This is a genomic window from Grimontia sedimenti, from assembly GCF_011045095.1.
GTDB classification, from domain to species: Bacteria; Pseudomonadota; Gammaproteobacteria; order Enterobacterales; family Vibrionaceae; genus Enterovibrio; species Enterovibrio sedimenti.
The window spans coordinates 96,575-112,973 of record NZ_JAALDL010000010.1 but is presented as its reverse complement, the minus strand read 5'-3'; the positions used below and the strand labels follow the sequence as shown (position 1 = coordinate 112,973).

Annotated in this window: 14 protein-coding genes; 6 read left to right on the top strand and 8 right to left on the bottom strand. The window is 50.1% G+C overall.

What is annotated here, in order from left to right:
• Positions 1 to 191: 191 nt before the first annotated feature.
• Together G5S52_RS14035 and trhO are read right to left on the bottom strand one after the other, a co-directional pair.
• On the bottom strand, positions 192 to 1,922 hold the full coding sequence (locus G5S52_RS14035) for a hypothetical protein (protein ID WP_165014862.1): 1,731 nt from the start codon (positions 1,920 to 1,922) through the stop codon (positions 192 to 194).
• 249 nt (positions 1,923 to 2,171) lie between these two features.
• Entirely contained in the window at positions 2,172 to 3,152 is a 981-nt protein-coding gene (trhO, locus tag G5S52_RS14030; protein ID WP_165014860.1) for an oxygen-dependent tRNA uridine(34) hydroxylase TrhO, read from the bottom strand.
• 309 nt (positions 3,153 to 3,461) lie between these two features.
• On the opposite strand from trhO, the gene G5S52_RS14025 reads away from it, so the two are divergent.
• The 3 genes from G5S52_RS14025 (at position 3,462) to G5S52_RS14015 (ending at position 6,817) form a co-directional block, all read left to right on the top strand.
• Positions 3,462 to 4,061 carry a hypothetical protein gene (locus G5S52_RS14025; protein ID WP_165014857.1) on the top strand — a complete coding sequence of 200 codons (600 nt, stop codon included), beginning with the start codon at positions 3,462 to 3,464 and terminating at the stop codon, positions 4,059 to 4,061.
• A 177-nt stretch (positions 4,062 to 4,238) separates the two neighbouring features.
• A complete protein-coding gene (locus G5S52_RS14020; RefSeq protein ID WP_165014854.1) occupies positions 4,239 to 6,212 on the top strand; it encodes a RecQ family ATP-dependent DNA helicase in 1,974 nt (657 codons plus the stop codon).
• 83 nt (positions 6,213 to 6,295) lie between these two features.
• Entirely contained in the window at positions 6,296 to 6,817 is a 522-nt protein-coding gene (locus G5S52_RS14015; RefSeq protein ID WP_002540911.1) for a DUF2058 domain-containing protein, read from the top strand.
• Positions 6,818 to 6,917: 100 nt separating this feature from the next.
• On the opposite strand, the gene G5S52_RS14010 is transcribed toward G5S52_RS14015, so the two are convergent.
• Genes G5S52_RS14010 through G5S52_RS13990 form a run of 5 tightly spaced genes read right to left on the bottom strand, consistent with a single transcriptional unit; the run spans position 6,918 to position 12,535 of the window.
• Positions 6,918 to 7,745, bottom strand: a complete 828-nt coding sequence (locus G5S52_RS14010) for an ABC transporter ATP-binding protein (protein ID WP_165014851.1) — start codon at positions 7,743 to 7,745, stop codon at positions 6,918 to 6,920.
• A 2-nt stretch (positions 7,746 to 7,747) separates the two neighbouring features.
• The gene (locus G5S52_RS14005) at positions 7,748 to 8,611 is read right to left on the bottom strand and encodes an ABC transporter ATP-binding protein (RefSeq protein ID WP_165014848.1); all 864 of its coding nucleotides are present in this window, start codon (positions 8,609 to 8,611) and stop codon (positions 7,748 to 7,750) included.
• Positions 8,612 to 8,621: 10 nt separating this feature from the next.
• Positions 8,622 to 10,448, bottom strand: a complete 1,827-nt coding sequence (locus G5S52_RS14000) for an extracellular solute-binding protein (protein WP_165014844.1) — start codon at positions 10,446 to 10,448, stop codon at positions 8,622 to 8,624.
• Between the two features lie 15 nt (positions 10,449 to 10,463).
• On the bottom strand, positions 10,464 to 11,510 hold the full coding sequence (locus G5S52_RS13995) for an ABC transporter permease (RefSeq protein WP_062663089.1): 1,047 nt from the start codon (positions 11,508 to 11,510) through the stop codon (positions 10,464 to 10,466).
• Positions 11,510 to 12,535 carry an ABC transporter permease subunit gene (locus tag G5S52_RS13990; protein ID WP_063856835.1) on the bottom strand — a complete coding sequence of 342 codons (1,026 nt, stop codon included), beginning with the start codon at positions 12,533 to 12,535 and terminating at the stop codon, positions 11,510 to 11,512. The genes G5S52_RS13995 and G5S52_RS13990 overlap by 1 nt, the downstream gene beginning before the upstream one ends.
• Before the next feature lie 426 nt (positions 12,536 to 12,961).
• Between G5S52_RS13990 and focA the strand changes: the two genes are divergently transcribed.
• The gene (gene focA / locus G5S52_RS13985; protein ID WP_002540903.1) at positions 12,962 to 13,804 is read left to right on the top strand and encodes a formate transporter FocA; all 843 of its coding nucleotides are present in this window, start codon (positions 12,962 to 12,964) and stop codon (positions 13,802 to 13,804) included.
• Positions 13,805 to 13,861: 57 nt separating this feature from the next.
• Here focA and G5S52_RS13980 read toward each other — a convergent pair whose 3' ends face one another.
• Positions 13,862 to 14,752 carry a LysR family transcriptional regulator gene (locus tag G5S52_RS13980; RefSeq protein ID WP_165014841.1) on the bottom strand — a complete coding sequence of 297 codons (891 nt, stop codon included), beginning with the start codon at positions 14,750 to 14,752 and terminating at the stop codon, positions 13,862 to 13,864.
• Positions 14,753 to 14,851: 99 nt separating this feature from the next.
• Here G5S52_RS13980 and G5S52_RS13975 point away from each other — a divergent pair, with 99 nt between their 5' ends.
• Positions 14,852 to 15,274 carry a VOC family protein gene (locus G5S52_RS13975; RefSeq protein WP_062660746.1) on the top strand — a complete coding sequence of 141 codons (423 nt, stop codon included), beginning with the start codon at positions 14,852 to 14,854 and terminating at the stop codon, positions 15,272 to 15,274.
• 13 nt (positions 15,275 to 15,287) lie between these two features.
• Positions 15,288 to 16,376: an alkene reductase gene (locus tag G5S52_RS13970; protein ID WP_165014838.1), complete on the top strand. Its 1,089-nt coding sequence runs from the start codon at positions 15,288 to 15,290 to the stop codon at positions 16,374 to 16,376.
• Positions 16,377 to 16,399: the final 23 nt, after the last annotated feature.

The following is a 16,399-nucleotide window of genomic DNA, read 5'->3' as shown; positions in this document are numbered from 1 at the left end:
CCTTAACAAGTCGATTTCGCTCAAACTCAGCTTATCAATATCTAACAGTTTAGAGCGACAGATCTAAACTATTTCTGTCCCAAAACTCATTTCGGCACGACGTCTTCAATGCTTGAACAAAAAATCCCCTCGCGTTTCCGCTGAGGGGATTTTAGTTCTGGCCAATCAAACGTAGGCATTACCTTGTTCAATTAGGGTTTAGGCCCGGTGACTCGCGCATAATCTACATTCAAGTCAGTGCTTTCAACGCAGCATGATACAGACGTGTTTGTGATCTGTATTCGAAGGTAGCTTAAGTTAGAAGGTACGGTAAAGTTGAAGTTGATGTTCGTTGAATTACCTTCAGTTAACGAGAAACTTCTGGAGTAGATATTGCTGTTGTTACTACCGTTGGAGATTCTTACTTCACCACCGTGTGTGCCACCCGTACCGCTTCTTTGCGCCCAGAACCTGGTTTGAACGGAATATTGTTGACCCGGAACGACATTGAAGTATTGATAGACTGCTGCCCCTTGGCCTTGACCACCCGTATTGAAATTATACGAGCCGTAACTGTGGTCCAGATTTCTTCCATTCAATCCGTTTTCGATTTCACTCCAAACGCCACGATAATTCATCTCGGGGTTACCGAGTAACTGGGTAATTTGGTAGTCATCGTTCGTTATTGTCGATGAAGCCGATTTCGCATCACTCTCATTGTCGCGGAACCATGCTCTGAGTGAGAAATTCTCGTTACTTTCAAACACGGTATCTTCGATGGTGTTGACCTTGACTTTCAGCCAACCATTGCCGGGTGGTACGCTTACACTTGTAGCGCTATTACTCAGGTTTGCACTGACCGACGAACCATCTTCGAACTCGATAGTCACCGCCCCACTAAAATCACTGTTAATGACAGCGCTGCCGTTATTGAGTGTAAGATTAATATCTGTCGCTGCTGCCGTCTCTTGATCAAAATTGACGGTAAAGGTGGCTGTATTGCCTTCTTCTACCGTGCTACCGAGGACACTATCAACGTCATTTTCACGCTGACTTGGGAATACCGTTGCAGGGTAGCAGGTGTAATCTTCTTGCGTATTTGTTGCCATAGCGCTGAGTCTGGCTGGTATAAGTCCGACTTTCACGACTTCGCCTGTCTCGGGGTGTAAACGCCAGAGGAATGTACTGTTGATATTCCCTGTCACATTCTGATTCTTAGCCGCAATGAGCATTTGGCCATTTTGGTCGAGTGTGGCGCTGGTGATGAAACCAATACTGTGGAAGGCTTTTAGCGTCGCAGCGCCTGTAGAAGTGTTGATAGAGAACGTACGTGTGTTGGTGACAAACAGTAATTCACCTTTGTAAAACACAAAGTCGCCCCAAGAAGTAAAACCACTGCTGCGCAGATTTACATCGAAATCTGCTATCGGCGTTGTGGTGCCATTCGACGGGTCGATAGAGAAGATCTCATTGTTGTTAGAGGCGAAGATTTGGCCCGATGAACTATCAAAAGCCATGCGGAAAGTGTCTTTGACATTGCCAACGACAGTATGCTGCTTCGTAGAGGGATCATAATAGGCAAGTTGAGTGGATTCTGAGGCAGCCGCGTGGAAACTTATATTTTTCAACTCCTCAGCAGTGACAAGATCTTCCAGTCCCTCTACGAAGTATCTCGTAGGGCGTGGTGCACTGACATAATAAATGCGGTTGTTGATGCTGTCATAGGTCATGGCAGAGCTACTGAATGATGCTCTCGACACTGCAAGCGCTCGGCTGCCGTTATAAGAACCTGTTAGCTTTTCATTCTCTTGGATGTCTACCAAAATACCAACGTCTCCTCTGCCAGCATTAAGGGAGTAAACATTTCCAAGGCAGGCGGCGTGTATTGGTTTGGCAAATAAAGCAGTTATTACGAGTGAGGTGAGAATAGATTTTTTCATCATAGGCATCCTTCTCTTATTGCGTTGTTTACGGCGTCAATCATTGAATTTGACTTACCGACTTCGAGATTGTACGAATACCTCTTCGAGAGGAGCTTTCTCATTCGTGACGCTAAGCTATAAATCAGCTTAATTGATGGAATAAGTATGAGGTTGGTGTGTTGAAAGTCTGAGCAGATGCTGACTTAAACCATCAAAAAATCCCCTCGCGTTTCCACTGAGGGGATTTTTGTTTGGGGCAATCAAACAGCCTTACTTTGCTTTTCGTTGCTCTGCCTTCTTCGCCAGCTTTTCATTTCTGCGCTGGGTAATGATTTGGTTAGCTTCGCCGCCAACATGAATTTCGCCGCGCGCCCTTGAGAGCTGCACTTGCTTTTCACGTTCACGGAAACGGGCTTTTTGTTCGTCGGTGTGTTTGTCGATGCACTTAGGGCAGCTGACGCCTTGCTCGAACGCTTCAGACTGCATGTCTTCTTCGGTGATAGGCAAACGGCAGGCGTTACACATGGCGTAACCGCTCTTTTCAAGCTGATGGTTTACTGCCACACGGCCATCAAATACATAGCAGTCGCCTTCCCAAAGGCTTTCTTCCTGAGGTACTTCTTCCAGGTATTTCAGGATGCCGCCTTCAAGGTGGTAAACCTCTTCAAAGCCTTGCTCTTTCATGTAAGCGGTCGATTTTTCACAGCGAATTCCGCCTGTACAGAACATGGCGACTTTCTTGTGTTTGGCTGGGTCCATATTTTGGGCGACGTATTCTGGAAACTCGCGGAAAGTGTCGGTTTTTGGGTTCACTGCATTCTTGAAGGTGCCGATTTCGATTTCGTAATCGTTGCGGGTATCCACCACAAACACTTCTGGGTCAGAAATCAGATCGTTCCAATCTTCAGGTTTCACATAGGTGCCGACCACATGGCGCGGGTCGATGCCTTCTACCCCCAAGGTGACGATCTCTTTCTTAAGTTTCACTTTGGTGCGGTTGAATGGCTGGTTTTCGTCGAATGACTCTTTATAGACGGTATCAGCAAGGCGAGGGTCTTTCTTAAGCCATGCCAACAAGGTGTCGATACCTTCGCGCGTGGAGGCGACGGTGCCGTTAATCCCTTCGTTCGCCAGCAGTAAGGTGCCGCGAATGTCATTTTTCTCCATTAACGCCTTCAATGGCTCACGGAGTTCCACATAATCTTCAAGGCGCACAAATTTGTAGAGTGCGCATACAACGTATTGATTCATTTTATCTTCCATTTAGCGGGCTGGAGCGTAAATCCAGAGCTTCCTTAGTTGAGCGGTTGAAGTATAGCGAAGCAAGATAAGGCTAAATACGGATAGAAAGTGTGGTTACAGGTTTACGCCCATTTATGCTCTCTGTGTTGCGGATAGCCACAGAAATTCCTGGTGTGGCATATAGACAAGACAAAATCGGGCGTGGCGCATTGCTATTGTGTTGAGTCTTATACCCAAACAATCTGAAGATGCCGGATTCAGCCAGTATCTTCAGGTTGCTTTGGTATTACCTCATCGAATTTTCTGAAGGACAAGAAAATGGGCTTTGCACTTTCCTGGGTCGCGGTTAAAACCGAAAATCAAGATGCCGTGTTGGAAACGTTAGGACTCACTGCAACGACTAAAAATGACGAGTACTTTGAATCTGACTTAGCAGGTGTGGCTTTGCGGGATGACTGGTATCTTGTGGTTGGGCAAGGGTCGGACAACCTCATTATTGCCAAAGAGTCGTTGGCTGATCTTTCTCGAATCGGCATGGTCATCGCCTGTTCGGTAGAGGAGCATGTAATGGTGTCTTCCGCCGAGTGTTGGTTCGCTGGCGAGAAGCGTTGGCAGGTGATGCATAATGCACAGGAAAGCCGTATGAACCTTACTGCGGAAGGGCAATTGCCCGCGAGATTTGAAACGTTGAAAGTGCAGTATCTGGCCGATCAGGAAGAAGATGGTGGAGAGTCGGCAGATGTCGACCATGTCTTTGAAGTCCCTTTGGCGTTAGCCAGTACGCTGGTGGGCTTTAAGCACGATGAAGATTGCAGTGATGTGTTTACTAATGGTCTGCCTGTGGTGCTTTCGGGCAACCAAGAGTCAGAAGCGACTTTCACTTTCGAAATCAAAAAGCCATGGTGGAAGTTTTGGTGATAGTTTCCTCAGTCTTGGCATGATTTTTATGCGTTTTTCTGGCAAGTGGATGATGCTGCTTGATTGGGTTTCACCCGAAACCGGAGCGTGCTCGGTCTAAAAGGTGTTTGCACTCGAAGCATAGGGTTGCGCAGTGTAGACTGCTGGCAGAACTGACCCAATGACATGAGGCAAACGATGCACGTACCTTCGCAAGCTAAGAATGCGTACTTGAACACACTCCAAACGGTTTTTGGCTTTGAGAGCTTACGCGGTGGTCAGCAGAATGTGGTCGAAAGGGTGCTGGCTGGGCATTCTGCCGCGGCCATCTTTCCAACAGGTTCGGGTAAATCTCTCTGTTACCAGCTTCCCGCGCTTCATCTTCCTCACCTGACTTTGGTGATTTCTCCGCTGCTGGCGCTGATGAAAGATCAGCTCGATTTTCTGCGTGGAAAGGGCATTGCCGCCGCCTCGATTGACTCTTCCCTGACTTATGACGAATCGCGCGAAGTGATGCGTTCGGTGAAAGCAGGTGAAACCAAAATCCTGATGATTTCTGTCGAGCGTTTGAAGAACGAGCGCTTCCGCCAGTTTATTTCCTCGGTGCCGATTTCTTTGCTGGTGGTGGACGAAGCACACTGTATTTCAGAGTGGGGGCATAACTTCCGCCCTGATTACTTAAAGCTGCCGGCTTACCGCACCCAGCTCAATATTCCTCAAGTACTGCTTCTCACCGCGACGGCAACACCGCAGGTTATCGAAGACATGCGCAATAAGTTCGGCATCGCCCCTGAGAATGTCGAAGTAACGGGCTTCTATCGTCAGAATTTGGATCTCAACGTACTTCCTTGTTCGGAACAAGAGAAAGACGGAGCACTACTGAGCTTGATGCAGAGCGTGCCGCTTCCTCAGCCCACTATTGTTTACGTTACCTTGCAGCAAACCGCCGAGAGTGTGGCAGGAAAACTCAGAGCCGCAGGTGTGGCTGCACAGGCTTATCACGCTGGCATGGCAAGTGATGATCGTCAGCGGATTCAAAACGCGTTTATGCGTGGGGAGATCAACTGCATTGTGGCGACCATTGCATTCGGTATGGGCGTGGATAAAGCCGATATCCGTGCGGTGATTCACTACGATTTGCCAAAATCGGTGGAGAACTACAGTCAGGAAATCGGACGGGCAGGGCGTGATGGTTTGCCGTCGGTCTGTTCTGTGCTGGCTAACCGCGAATCGGTCAGTGTGTTGGAAAACTTTGTGTACGGTGACACGCCGGATTTGATGGCCATTCGCGCCGTGATTGATGAGATTGGTTCGACACCTGCGGGTAGACCATGGGAAGTGATGCTGACCCGCCTTTCCAAAGAATCCAATGTGCGCCAGTTGCCGCTCAAAACCTTACTGGTTTACCTCGAGCTTGCAGGCATCATCGAGCCGCAGTTCAGTTACTTCGCTGATTACCGCTTCAAAATGCTGGTGGAGCCTGAACAAATATTGAACCAGTTTGAAGGCGAGAGAAGACAATTTGTGGAAGCGATTTTCCAATGCTCGCCAAAATCGCGCACCTGGCATAGCGTGGATTTTGATGCGCTTTGGCAGGGCTACAGCGCGGAAAGAAAGCGTGCTGTTACCGCGCTGGATTACTTTGCTGACAAAGGCTGGATTGAGCTTGAAAGCAAGCAGATGATGGACGTTTACCGCGTTACTCAGCTTGAGGCGTGTCAGGGTGAGCAGGCAGCGCAACTGAGCGAGCAGATGCATCAACTCTTCCTCACCAAAGAAGCGTCGGAAATCAACCGCGTGGAAGCCATGCTGTCGCTGTTTGAAACTGACACCTGTTTGAGTCATCGCTTGGCAGCGTATTTCGCTGACCAACATGCGCCAGCGCAGTGTGGGCATTGCTCTGTCTGTCGTGGCAATGTTGCATTGTTGCCAAAAGCCAGCGCTCAGGCAGAATTGGATGCCGCGGAGTTACAGCGTTTGCTCCAGCCTTTGCTTGATGCCGCTGCCAAAGACGGCACGCAAGTCTCGGTAGAGGCGGCGACGAGATTCCTGTGTGGCATTGCTACGCCACTGACCGGACGCTTACGCGCCGGGAAAATCGAAGGGTTCGGAAAGCTGGCTGCCTATCCGTTTGCTCAGGTGAAAGCGCAGGTGTCAGCAATGGGTGTTTAACCCGTTTGGAGGTGCGCCGAATCTGGCTTAAATGGTATGATTCGGCCAACAATTCGGGAAATAGCGCCCGCTACGGAGTCAACATGGCAAAACTATCCCTACAAGAGCAGATGCTTCAAGCTGGTCTTATCGACAAAAAGAAAATGAAGAAGGCCGGTAAGAGCTCGAAGAAATCGCGCACACTGGCAAAAGAAGCCAAAGCCGCCGTTGAAGAAAAGCGCGCTGCGCAGGTTGCGCAAGATCAGGAGCTGAACCGCCAGAAGCAGCAGGAAGCCGAGAAAAAGGCGATTGCCGCGCAGGTGAAGCAATTGGTCGAGATGAACAAGATTGACCGCAAAGACGGCGATATCGGGTACAACTTCACTGACGGCACGCTGGTAAAGAAGATTTACGTCGACAAAGCGACGCAAGACCAACTGGTGAATGGCCGCTTGGCGATTGCCCGCGACGGTGAAGGCTACGCGATCGTTCCTGGTGTGGTGGCGGACAAAATTGTTCAGCGAGATGAAAACACGATCGTGTTGAACAACACGGTGGATGAACAGGCGATGGACGAGGACGATCCATACGCAGACTTCAAGATCCCTGATGACCTGATGTGGTAAGCGTAGCCTGTTGATGAATAAGAAAAAGCCCTGTCTCCGGACAGGGCTTTTTGCTTTTATACCAATCACAGTAGGTAGCAGATACTTACTACGATTGGTATTAGCTGGTGGCTTCCGCAGGCCGTTTTTTCCTGCGTTTTCTCGGGTGATTCACCGGCACTGCCGACAGCAGTGTTTGGGTGTATTCATGTTGCGGGTCGGCATAGAGGGCTTTTGCATTGCCGTATTCCACCATGTTGCCGAAATACATCACCGCGACGTTATCCGACACCTGACGCACAACGGAAAGGTCGTGGGAGATGAAAATCATCGCCAGGTTCATTTCCTGTTGCAGTTTTAACAGCAGGTTCAGGATTTGCGCCTGCACAGATACATCCAGTGCGGAGACGGATTCGTCACAAATCAGTAGCTTGGGCTTGAGCGCAATCGCCCGTGCAATGCCAATGCGCTGACGCTGACCGCCGGAGAACTCGTGAGGGTAGCGACTGGCAGCTTCTACGGGCAAGCCAACTTTTACTAAGAGTTCTTCGACCCACTGTTTACGCTCTGCACGGGTGCCGATGTTATGGATCTCGAAAGGCTCTTCCAAAATCATGCCGACGGTGTGGCGCTGATTAAGGGATTCCAGCGGATCCTGAAACACGATTTGCATCTCTTTACGAAGCGGACGCATGGCGCGCGGGCTGAGGTCTGTGATGTCTTTGCCTTCAAAGAATATCTTTCCACCTGTTGGCTCATAAAGCTTTAGGATGGTGCGCCCAAGGGTGCTTTTTCCACAGCCAGATTCGCCGACCAAACCTAGGGTTTCGCCACGTTTCACGCTGAAGGAAACGCCATCCACCGCTTTGATGGTGTAGCCCTTTTTGAAAATACCTTTGCCGGAAACGAAGTGTTTGCAAAGGTTGTCGATTCTTAGCAACTCTTCCATGTTTAACCTCGAAATTCCGGAAACAGCGCAGGGTCGATCTCAGGGATATCGATCAACTGCTTTGGTTCGGTGGTCAGATCCGGCATCAGGCCGAGCAAGCGCTTGGTGTACGGGTGCTGAGGGTGGTCGAATAGATCGAACACGTCAGCATTCTCGACGATTTTCCCGCCATACATTACCGCCACGTCGTCACAGATTTCCGCGACTACGCCCAAATCGTGGGTGATGAATATCATCGCCATACCGGTTTCTTCCTGCAGGTCATTCATCAGGTCGAGAATGGAGGCTTGAACCGTCACATCCAGCGCGGTGGTTGGCTCGTCACAGATCAGAATGTCGGGTCTGCAGGCCAATGCCATCGCAATCATCACACGCTGTCGCATGCCGCCAGAAAGATTATGCGGGTATTCATTGAGCCGTTTTTCCGGCATCGGAATTTTGACTTTTTCCAGCATTTCAAGCGCGGCAGCCTGCTGCGCTTTCTTGCTCATCTCCGGGTTGTGGAGTGCCAGCACTTCGGTTAGCTGTTTGCCAATGGAATGCACAGGATTCAGTGCGGTCATCGGGTCCTGAAATATCATGGAAATCCGGTTGCCGCGCATTTGGTACATCTCTTCCGGCGGCAAGCTGACTAAGTCGGTGCCACGATAGAGGATCTCGCCAGAGGTGACCTGCCCATAGGGCTTGGGAAGCAAGCCCATGATGGACATGGCGGTGACACTTTTACCGCTGCCCGATTCGCCGACCAAACCCAGGGTTCGGCCTGCCATGACATCGAAATTCACGCCGTGGAGGATTTTCACCACCCCGTCATCAGTAGTGAATTCTGTTTCTAATCCGCGGACGCTGAGAACCGGTTCCGTCATCTTTCCTGCCTTATCGCTTGTAGCGATCGTCAATCACTGTCACGGGTTCAAATGCTTTGCCTTCGTCCATGGCTTCGAGCGTTTCTTTTTTCACATCTGCATCAATCCAGAAGGTGCTCAAGCCATAAATGCGGCCAACGGTGAACAGGTAATCCATTCTTTTTTGCATCGGGTTTTCTGGGTACTGCATCCAGCGCCAGTAGCCCTGACGACTCCATGGCAGAATGTAGCTTGGCACGACGACAGACGCATCTTGGATAATGCGTTGGATTTCATGAGCCAGTTGCTGTTTTTTGGTCAGGTCAAACTCAGATCGGTATTGGGTGATCAATTCATCCAGCTCTGGTGTGCTGAAATTATTGAAGTTATTGGTTTGTGGCTTATTCGCGTTATCAGAGTGAAAGTATTCCCAGTACCCAGGGATCTCTTTTGCGCCCATGTTGATGAAGGCTAGTTGGTGCTTTTTCTCCGACATGTATTTGAAGCCGGTAGCGCCATCAATCAGTTTGAGTTGGAAGTCGAGTCCGGCCAGTTTCGCTTGCTCTTTGAGATAAGCCATGCGTGGTGTCCAGGATGGGTATGGGTAGACCAACTCGAAAGACAGGCGTTCTCCTTTGTCATTGACGCGCACACCGTCACCTCCCACGCTGCCAAAGCCCGCTTTCGTGAAGTGGGAAATCGCTAGCTCCGCATCGAAGGCTGGCGGCGTTGCGCCCTCCCAAGAGTATTTTCCATTACCTGACCCTGTGGCGTGCGGCTTACGGGAATAGTCTCCGCGGATCAGCTTTGCGATCAAGCCGTCCATGTCCGTAGCATGCATGATGCCGCGTCGGATATTGATGTCACCCAATAGCGGCTGAGCGGTGTTGAGCCACAATCCCCCGGCACCTTGAGGCACTTCGTTGTAGCCCCAGAAACGATGAACATAGCCTTTTTGGTAGACTTCGCCATCTGTCTTTTCATGCCAGACTTCTGGCAAGGTCAGCTCGAACACATCCAGCTTGCCTTTTTCAAAGTGTTGGCGGGCAAGATCTTGGTCTCTGATCACTGTGAAGCGTATTTTGTCGACGTTATAGCGGTTCTGATAGTACTTGTTTTCGTAACCCCACCAATCGTCACCGACGTGTTTCAGCGTCAGGCTCTTACCCTTCTTAATCTTGTCAACAAAGTATGGGCTTGCTGTCGGCTCTGCTTTGAAGTTGTATTTACGGACATAGTTGTCGTCCATGCCGTCGCCGTTTTTGTCTTTCCCTCGGCTGAAAAAGTGCGCTGGCTTGGGGTTCAGACCACCAACTGTCAGCATTAACTCTTCCTGATTTTTCTCTTCTACTGTGCTAACAGCAAGCGTGTGGTCGTCGATTTTTACCACATCGGCAATGGTGTTAGTGAAGTAGTCGTTGTAGTAGGGCGCAACAATGTCTTTGGAGCGGTAGAACGTGAGCATGAATTCGAAATCGCTTGCCGTGATGGCTTTGCCGTCGTTCCACTTTGCATCTGGATTGAGTTTGAAATAGACCGTTTTGTTGTCGCCAGCAAATGCCCATTCGGTGGCAATGTCAGGTATCCAGTTCAAGGTATCAGGGTGGCGCGTGACGAGTCCCGGCACTTCATCGAGGAAGTAAGTGCGTAAGCCTGAGTTTGAATCTGGCCCCACGGTGCGAAGCGTGAGTGGGAAGCTGGCGAGGTGAGTACGCAATGTCCCGCCACGCTTGGCTTTGTCAGATGCAAATACCGGATCGTCCCAGTTTGTCTGCCAGTCAAGGTTGGCAGGAAGTTCGGCGGCTTGCGCGGTGAAAGCGAGTGCGCCTAAAGCGGCGAGTGTGGTCAATTTCAACATGGTCACTTCCTTTTGTCAGACATAACGGGTGAATTTTTTCGGGTCAAATGCAGCGCGGACCGCATCGCCAATAAAGGTCACCATGGTCAGTACCAGCACAGTGGCGGTGACCACTGAGGTAACAATCCATGGACTGTCGAGATTCGATTTACCTTGCTGTAGCAGCTCGCCCCAGCTCGGTGTTGGTGGCGCGAGGCCAAGGCCAAGGTAATCCAGAGCCGTCAGCGCAGTGATGTTCGCCACAATGGTAAAAGGTGCCAGAGTGATCACCATGACCATGGTGTTAGGCAGAATATGTTTCAGCAGGATACGTGTGGTAGACGCGCCGAGTGCTCTCGCGGCCATCACGTATTCCCGTGCGGATTCTTTATAGGTCATGGTCCGCATGTACCAGGTTATCCCCATCCAGCCGAATATGACGTTGATGGCGACAAAGAGGGTAAAGGTGGGCTTGGTGATCGAAACCAATATCATGATGACGTAGAGGAAAGGGATCATCGACCAGACCTCAATAAAGCGCTGGCTGATAAGGTCGAACTTGCCACCGAAAAAGCCCATGGCACAGCCAATCACGGTACCAATCGCAAAACAGATGGTCATTGTAGTGAGGGCATACATCATGGCAATTCGGAAGCCATAGAACAGACGTGCTAACACGTCACGGCCAATCACATCGGTGCCGAGGTAGTGCTGTGATTCAATGCTTGGTGCGTAAGGTGGGAATTCCCCTTCGATAAAGTCCTGCTCATAAGGGTTCCAAGGCACCAACGGCATGATCACGAAGTTACCCTTATCTTCTTCCTCAAACAGGGCTTGAAGCTCGCGGTAGTTGGCTTCACTTTGGTAATCCTGTCCAAACTCGGTGCCGAGGCGAACATCGCTCACCACAGGGAAGAACAGCTCGCCGTTATAGCGCACCATCAGGGCCTTGCTGTTAATGAAAAACTCGGCAAACAGGGAAAGCAGCAACAGGGTAGAGAGGACAATGAAAGACCAGTAACCCGGTTTGATTTCCTTGAAGCGTTTGATCTTCTTTTGCGTCAGTGGGCTGAGAGTCATCATCATTCACCAAACCTTACCCGCGGATCCACGAGTGCCACACAGATATCTGAAACGATGTTACCCACCAGAAGCATGGCAGCGTTCAGTGCCACAATGGCCATGACTACCGGATAATCCCTTTCCATAATGGCTTCATAGCCAAGCAGGCCAATCCCGTCGATGTTGAACACCACTTCGATCAGGAAGGAGCCCGTCAGGAAGAACAACAGCGAGTTACCGAAATGGCTCGCCAGAGGAATCAAACTGTTCTGCATCGCGTGTTTGCGCACCGCATCTTTAAAAGGCAGGCCCTTGGCAATGGCTGTGCGGATGTAGTCAGCGGAAAGGTTCTCCATGAGGTTGTTCTTCATGGTGATGGTCAGGGTGGCGAAATCCCCGATGATGTAACAAATCAGTGGCAGCACTGCATGCCAGAGCACGTCTTTAATCATCTCGCCTTTGGATTCTAAATCGTCAAAGTCATCAGAGGTAAACCCACCCATGGGGAACCAGTCGAGATGGAAGGAGAAAACACTCAATAGCAGGATGCCGACCACGTAACCCGGAAGGGCATAGCCGACGAAAATCAGCACGGAAGAAGCGTTATCAAAGGCGGTGTTGTGCTTAACAGCTTTGTAGTAGCCGAGAGGGATAGAGACCAAATAGGCAATCAGGAAAGTCATACCGCCGTAGAACATGGAGACGGGGAGCCGTTCGATAATCATATCCAGTACGGGTTCGTAGTAGCGGGTAGATTCACCAAAGTCCAGCACCAACAGGCGGTTCAGCCACTCCCAATATGCTTCCATCACCGGCTTGTCGAGACCATAGAAGGCGTTCAGCTCTTCCAGCTGATATTCATCGAGCGAGGAGTTGTCCTGAAAGCTCTGGGTTTGCGCAGACCCTTCCTCCATAAACTGGGATTGGGCGAGCATGCGCTCAACGGGCCCACCCGGCACAAATCGGGTGATGGCAAAGATCACTAATGTGATGCCAAGAAATGTTGGAACGACGAGCAATAACCGTCGCAATAAATAGGCTAACACTGAATGACTCTCTCCCTGTCTACGCTGGTCACTTGACCTTCTCGCCCGAAAATGATGGCAAATCTTTAAAATTCAGAGTGATATATACAGAATGTTATGTTTTTTCCAGCAGATTTGTTGATGACTCAAACCCTGATAGTGAATTGTGTTATGACTTTGTGATGATTTCATAGCTTGAAAGTCTTATTGCGAATTAACTCAAAGATTCACTCAATGGTTGATGCTAGGCGAACAAAGGGTTTGACACCCAGTGCTTCAACAAAAAACAGGCATCAATTGTCATTAAATCGAGACATTCTCGAACAAAATACCGACAGAAAGACGCCAAATATTTTGATGGTATTTGGTATGAAATTTCCCCTTGAAAAAATGCGGAAATGGAGAGATTATCCGCGCCCTCCCTGTTCACACTAAGTGCTATTAACCATGAACTTTACTCAGTTTGACTCTCTGCCACCGCCGCAGATCGCGGAGCGTGCTGCAGAAATTGGTGTAGCGAAAGCAACCAAAGACCCATTCAAATCGTTCCTTCTGGCGATATCCGCCGGTATTCATATCGGTATTGCATTCATTTTCTATACGACAGTAACCACAGGTGCTGGTGACATGCCTTGGGGTATGACACGCTTTGTTGGTGGTCTGGCATTCAGTCTGGGGTTAATCCTGGTGATCATTACCGGTGGCGAGCTATTCACGAGTTCAGTACTCACTTTGGTGGCGCGAGCCAGTGGTAAGATTACCTGGGGCGCGTTGTTTAAAAACTGGCTGGTGGTTTACGGCGGCAACCTGATTGGCGCGATTTTGCTGGTGATCTGTATGTTGATCGCTCAGCAATACATGTTCGGCAACGGACAAGTGGGCATTAACGCCATGAACATCGCGCAGCACAAATTGCACCATGGTTTTTTCCAGGCGGTGGCACTCGGCATTATGTGTAACGTGCTGGTGTGCATCGCGGTATGGATGACCTACTCAGGCCGCACTCTGACAGACAAGATCCTGGTGATGATTCTGCCCGTGGCGATGTTTGTGTCAGCAGGTTTTGAGCACTGTATTGCGAACATGTTCCAGGTGCCGATGGCGATTGGTATCAAGTACTTTGCGCCTGAGTCTTTCTGGGCAATGACAGGCATGAACGTGGCAGACTTTGCAGATCTGACCTTTACCAATTTCTTCATCAACAACCTGGTGCCAGTGACCTTGGGTAATATCATAGGCGGTGGCCTGTTTGTGGGCATGTGGTATTGGATGATTTACCTGCGCGACTGAGTTTCTGCTCGCTAAACCAAGTTCTAGTAAGGCCGTAGGTGAAAACCTCCGGCCTTTTTATTGCTGACATTTTTCTGTGAGAAACACTTGGAGTGCTTTCACAGCGGGGCTGAGTAATCGCCTGTCTGCGCAAATCAGATTGAGCGGCGCATGTTGTCCTTTCCACTCAGGACACACATGAACGAGCTCTTTACTGTCCAACTGCGCCTTTATGTCTAACTTGGATTTATAGGCAATACCATGTCCCGCCAGCGCCCAGCGGGTGACGGCTTCACCGTCGTCTGAGGTTCTGTTTCCTTTTACTCCAACGCTCACATAAACGTCATCTTTCCAAAACGGCCACTGGCTTTGAATGGTTTCACCGACCATAAACCGTAAGCATTGATGATGCTTCAAATCTTCCGGAGAGTCTGGCGTGCCGTGCTGCTCTAAATACGCTGGCGAAGCACAGAGTACGCGGCAATTCTCGCTGTAAATGGGAAGCGCAATCAAGCTCGAATCAGGCGGCTCACCGTATCTCAGCGCCAAATCAACCGGTTGGTTATAGATGTTGGCGATGCGATCAGAGAGTTGCAGGCGAATTTCTATTTCAGGGTGGATAGCCATAAATTCATCCATCCAACCCAGCAAGGCATTTCTACCCAGATCCGAGGGTGCAGAAAGCATCAAGGTTCCCCTGATCACTGAAGCGCCTGAACGAATGGCCTCTGCAGAATCTTCAATAAGGGCAACAGCCTGCTCGCAATGTTTGAGGAAGGCTTCACCGTCTTGCGTGAGGCGAAGGTGCCTTGTCGAGCGCACAAACAGTGGCGCACCAATTTCTGCTTCCAATCGTTTTACTGCCGCGCTGGTGGCGGCCGGGGTCATGTCCATCTGCCTTGCAACTTCTGACAGGCTGCCATGACGGGCGGTTTCCATAAATATTCGAAAGTCCTGAAGCGTCTTCATTTTCAAAAATAATTTTAAAGAGGTTAAAGATCAGGCTAGTTTTTCAACGCCAAGAGGTCAAATAAGCTTTTTCCTACCAATGAGCAGAGAGGGTAAAGCATGAAGGACATAACGACGACCTGGCAGTTTGACCACCTGAGTGTGTTTAGCCGCGAAGAGGACGAGACATTACTGAAACTGGCAACTGTGTTGGGCTTGCATCAAGGAAAGCGTCCGGCCTTTCCGTTTCCGGGACGCTGGTTTTATCAAGGGAAAGACGCCTTGCTACATGTGGTGGATGTGGAAGATGAAGCGCAGGTGAAGCTCAATCATGTGGCGTTTCGTTCTGAGATTCCCGCGAACCGTTTGATGGCAAAGCTTGATGCGGCGGGTTTTGACTTCACGCTTGCCCGGGTGCCGGAAGAGGGCGTGGTTCAGGTGTTTCTTGCGGTCGGCACCTTACTGATCGAACTCGATGTGCCTGATACCGACATGCCGGAGGACATTCCTGTTGTCCGCTCTGCCAATCAACTGAAGCATTGAAAGGAGAAAGACAATGACCTTGTTTGACGATTACTTAACAGGTGGATTAGCACTGAAAAACCGGATAGTGATGGCACCAATGACCCGCTGTCGCACCACGCAGCCCGGCAATATCCCGAATGCTATGATGGCAGATTACTATGCGCAGCGAGCAGGCGCGGGGCTTATCATCACCGAAGCGACGCAGATTTCTCCGCAAGGGCAGGGCTACAGTTTTACGCCGGGCATTCACACAGCCAAACAGATTGAAGGGTGGCGATTAGTGACGGATGCGGTTCATCAAAAGGGCGGGAAAATATTCCTGCAGCTTTGGCATGTGGGAAGAATGTCCCATGAAAGCTTTCACCATGGCGAGCCACCGGTTGCGCCTTCGGCAATCAAGCCAGATGCGCAGGTCTGGGTTGCCGACGAAAACGGGCAGGGAAGTATGGTGGATTGCCCAAGGCCTAGAGCATTGGAAATTGATGAGATTGGGAAAATTGTTGAGGATTACAGAAAAGCCGCAGCCAATGCGATGAAAGCTGGATTTGACGGTGTCGAAATCCATGCGGCTAACGGGTACTTGCTAGATCAGTTTCTGCGCTCTACCTCAAATATCCGAAACGATATATATGGCGGCAGTATTGAAAACCGTGCGCGATTGCTTCTGGAAGTGGTTGAGGCAGTGAGTGATGAAGTAGGTGCAAGCCGTGTTGGTGTGCGTTTGGCGCCTTTTATCACCGCGCGTGGCATGCATTGTCCTGACATAATCAACACGATTCTGTATGTGGCGGGTGAGGTGGACGACCTGAATGTGGCTTACCTTCATTTGTCCGAAGCGGATTGGGATGATGCGCCACAGGTGTCTGAAGGGTTTCGTCAGCAGCTTCGAGCGCGTTACAAGGGCTCTGTGATCGTGGCAGGGAAATACGATCAAATCCGGGCAACGGAGATCGTGAATAAAGGGTATGCGGATCTGGTGGCGTTTGGACGTCCGTTTATTGCCAACCCTGATTTTCCGACGCGGCTTCAGCATGGTTGGAGACTGGCGGAGTTTGATTCCACGACCCTGTTTGGGGGGAGTGAAAAAGGATACGTGGATTACCCCAACTACAGTCAATAAATACGACCAATAAACGGACGGGT

What these genes read in the sequence shown, in the direction of transcription:
- G5S52_RS14035 (WP_165014862.1), bottom strand. Translation starts at nt 1,922, where the DNA reads ATGATGAAAAAATCTATTCTCACCTCACTCGTAATAACTGCTTTATTT.
- trhO (WP_165014860.1), bottom strand. Translation starts at nt 3,152, where the DNA reads ATGAATCAATACGTTGTATGCGCACTCTACAAATTTGTGCGCCTTGAA.
- G5S52_RS14025 (WP_165014857.1), top strand. Translation starts at nt 3,462, where the DNA reads ATGGGCTTTGCACTTTCCTGGGTCGCGGTTAAAACCGAAAATCAAGAT.
- G5S52_RS14020 (WP_165014854.1), top strand. Translation starts at nt 4,239, where the DNA reads ATGCACGTACCTTCGCAAGCTAAGAATGCGTACTTGAACACACTCCAA.
- G5S52_RS14015 (WP_002540911.1), top strand. Translation starts at nt 6,296, where the DNA reads ATGGCAAAACTATCCCTACAAGAGCAGATGCTTCAAGCTGGTCTTATC.
- G5S52_RS14010 (WP_165014851.1), bottom strand. Translation starts at nt 7,745, where the DNA reads ATGGAAGAGTTGCTAAGAATCGACAACCTTTGCAAACACTTCGTTTCC.
- G5S52_RS14005 (WP_165014848.1), bottom strand. Translation starts at nt 8,611, where the DNA reads ATGACGGAACCGGTTCTCAGCGTCCGCGGATTAGAAACAGAATTCACT.
- G5S52_RS14000 (WP_165014844.1), bottom strand. Translation starts at nt 10,448, where the DNA reads ATGTTGAAATTGACCACACTCGCCGCTTTAGGCGCACTCGCTTTCACC.
- G5S52_RS13995 (WP_062663089.1), bottom strand. Translation starts at nt 11,510, where the DNA reads ATGATGACTCTCAGCCCACTGACGCAAAAGAAGATCAAACGCTTCAAG.
- focA (WP_002540903.1), top strand. Translation starts at nt 12,962, where the DNA reads ATGAACTTTACTCAGTTTGACTCTCTGCCACCGCCGCAGATCGCGGAG.
- G5S52_RS13980 (WP_165014841.1), bottom strand. Translation starts at nt 14,752, where the DNA reads ATGAAGACGCTTCAGGACTTTCGAATATTTATGGAAACCGCCCGTCAT.
- G5S52_RS13975 (WP_062660746.1), top strand. Translation starts at nt 14,852, where the DNA reads ATGAAGGACATAACGACGACCTGGCAGTTTGACCACCTGAGTGTGTTT.
- G5S52_RS13970 (WP_165014838.1), top strand. Translation starts at nt 15,288, where the DNA reads ATGACCTTGTTTGACGATTACTTAACAGGTGGATTAGCACTGAAAAAC.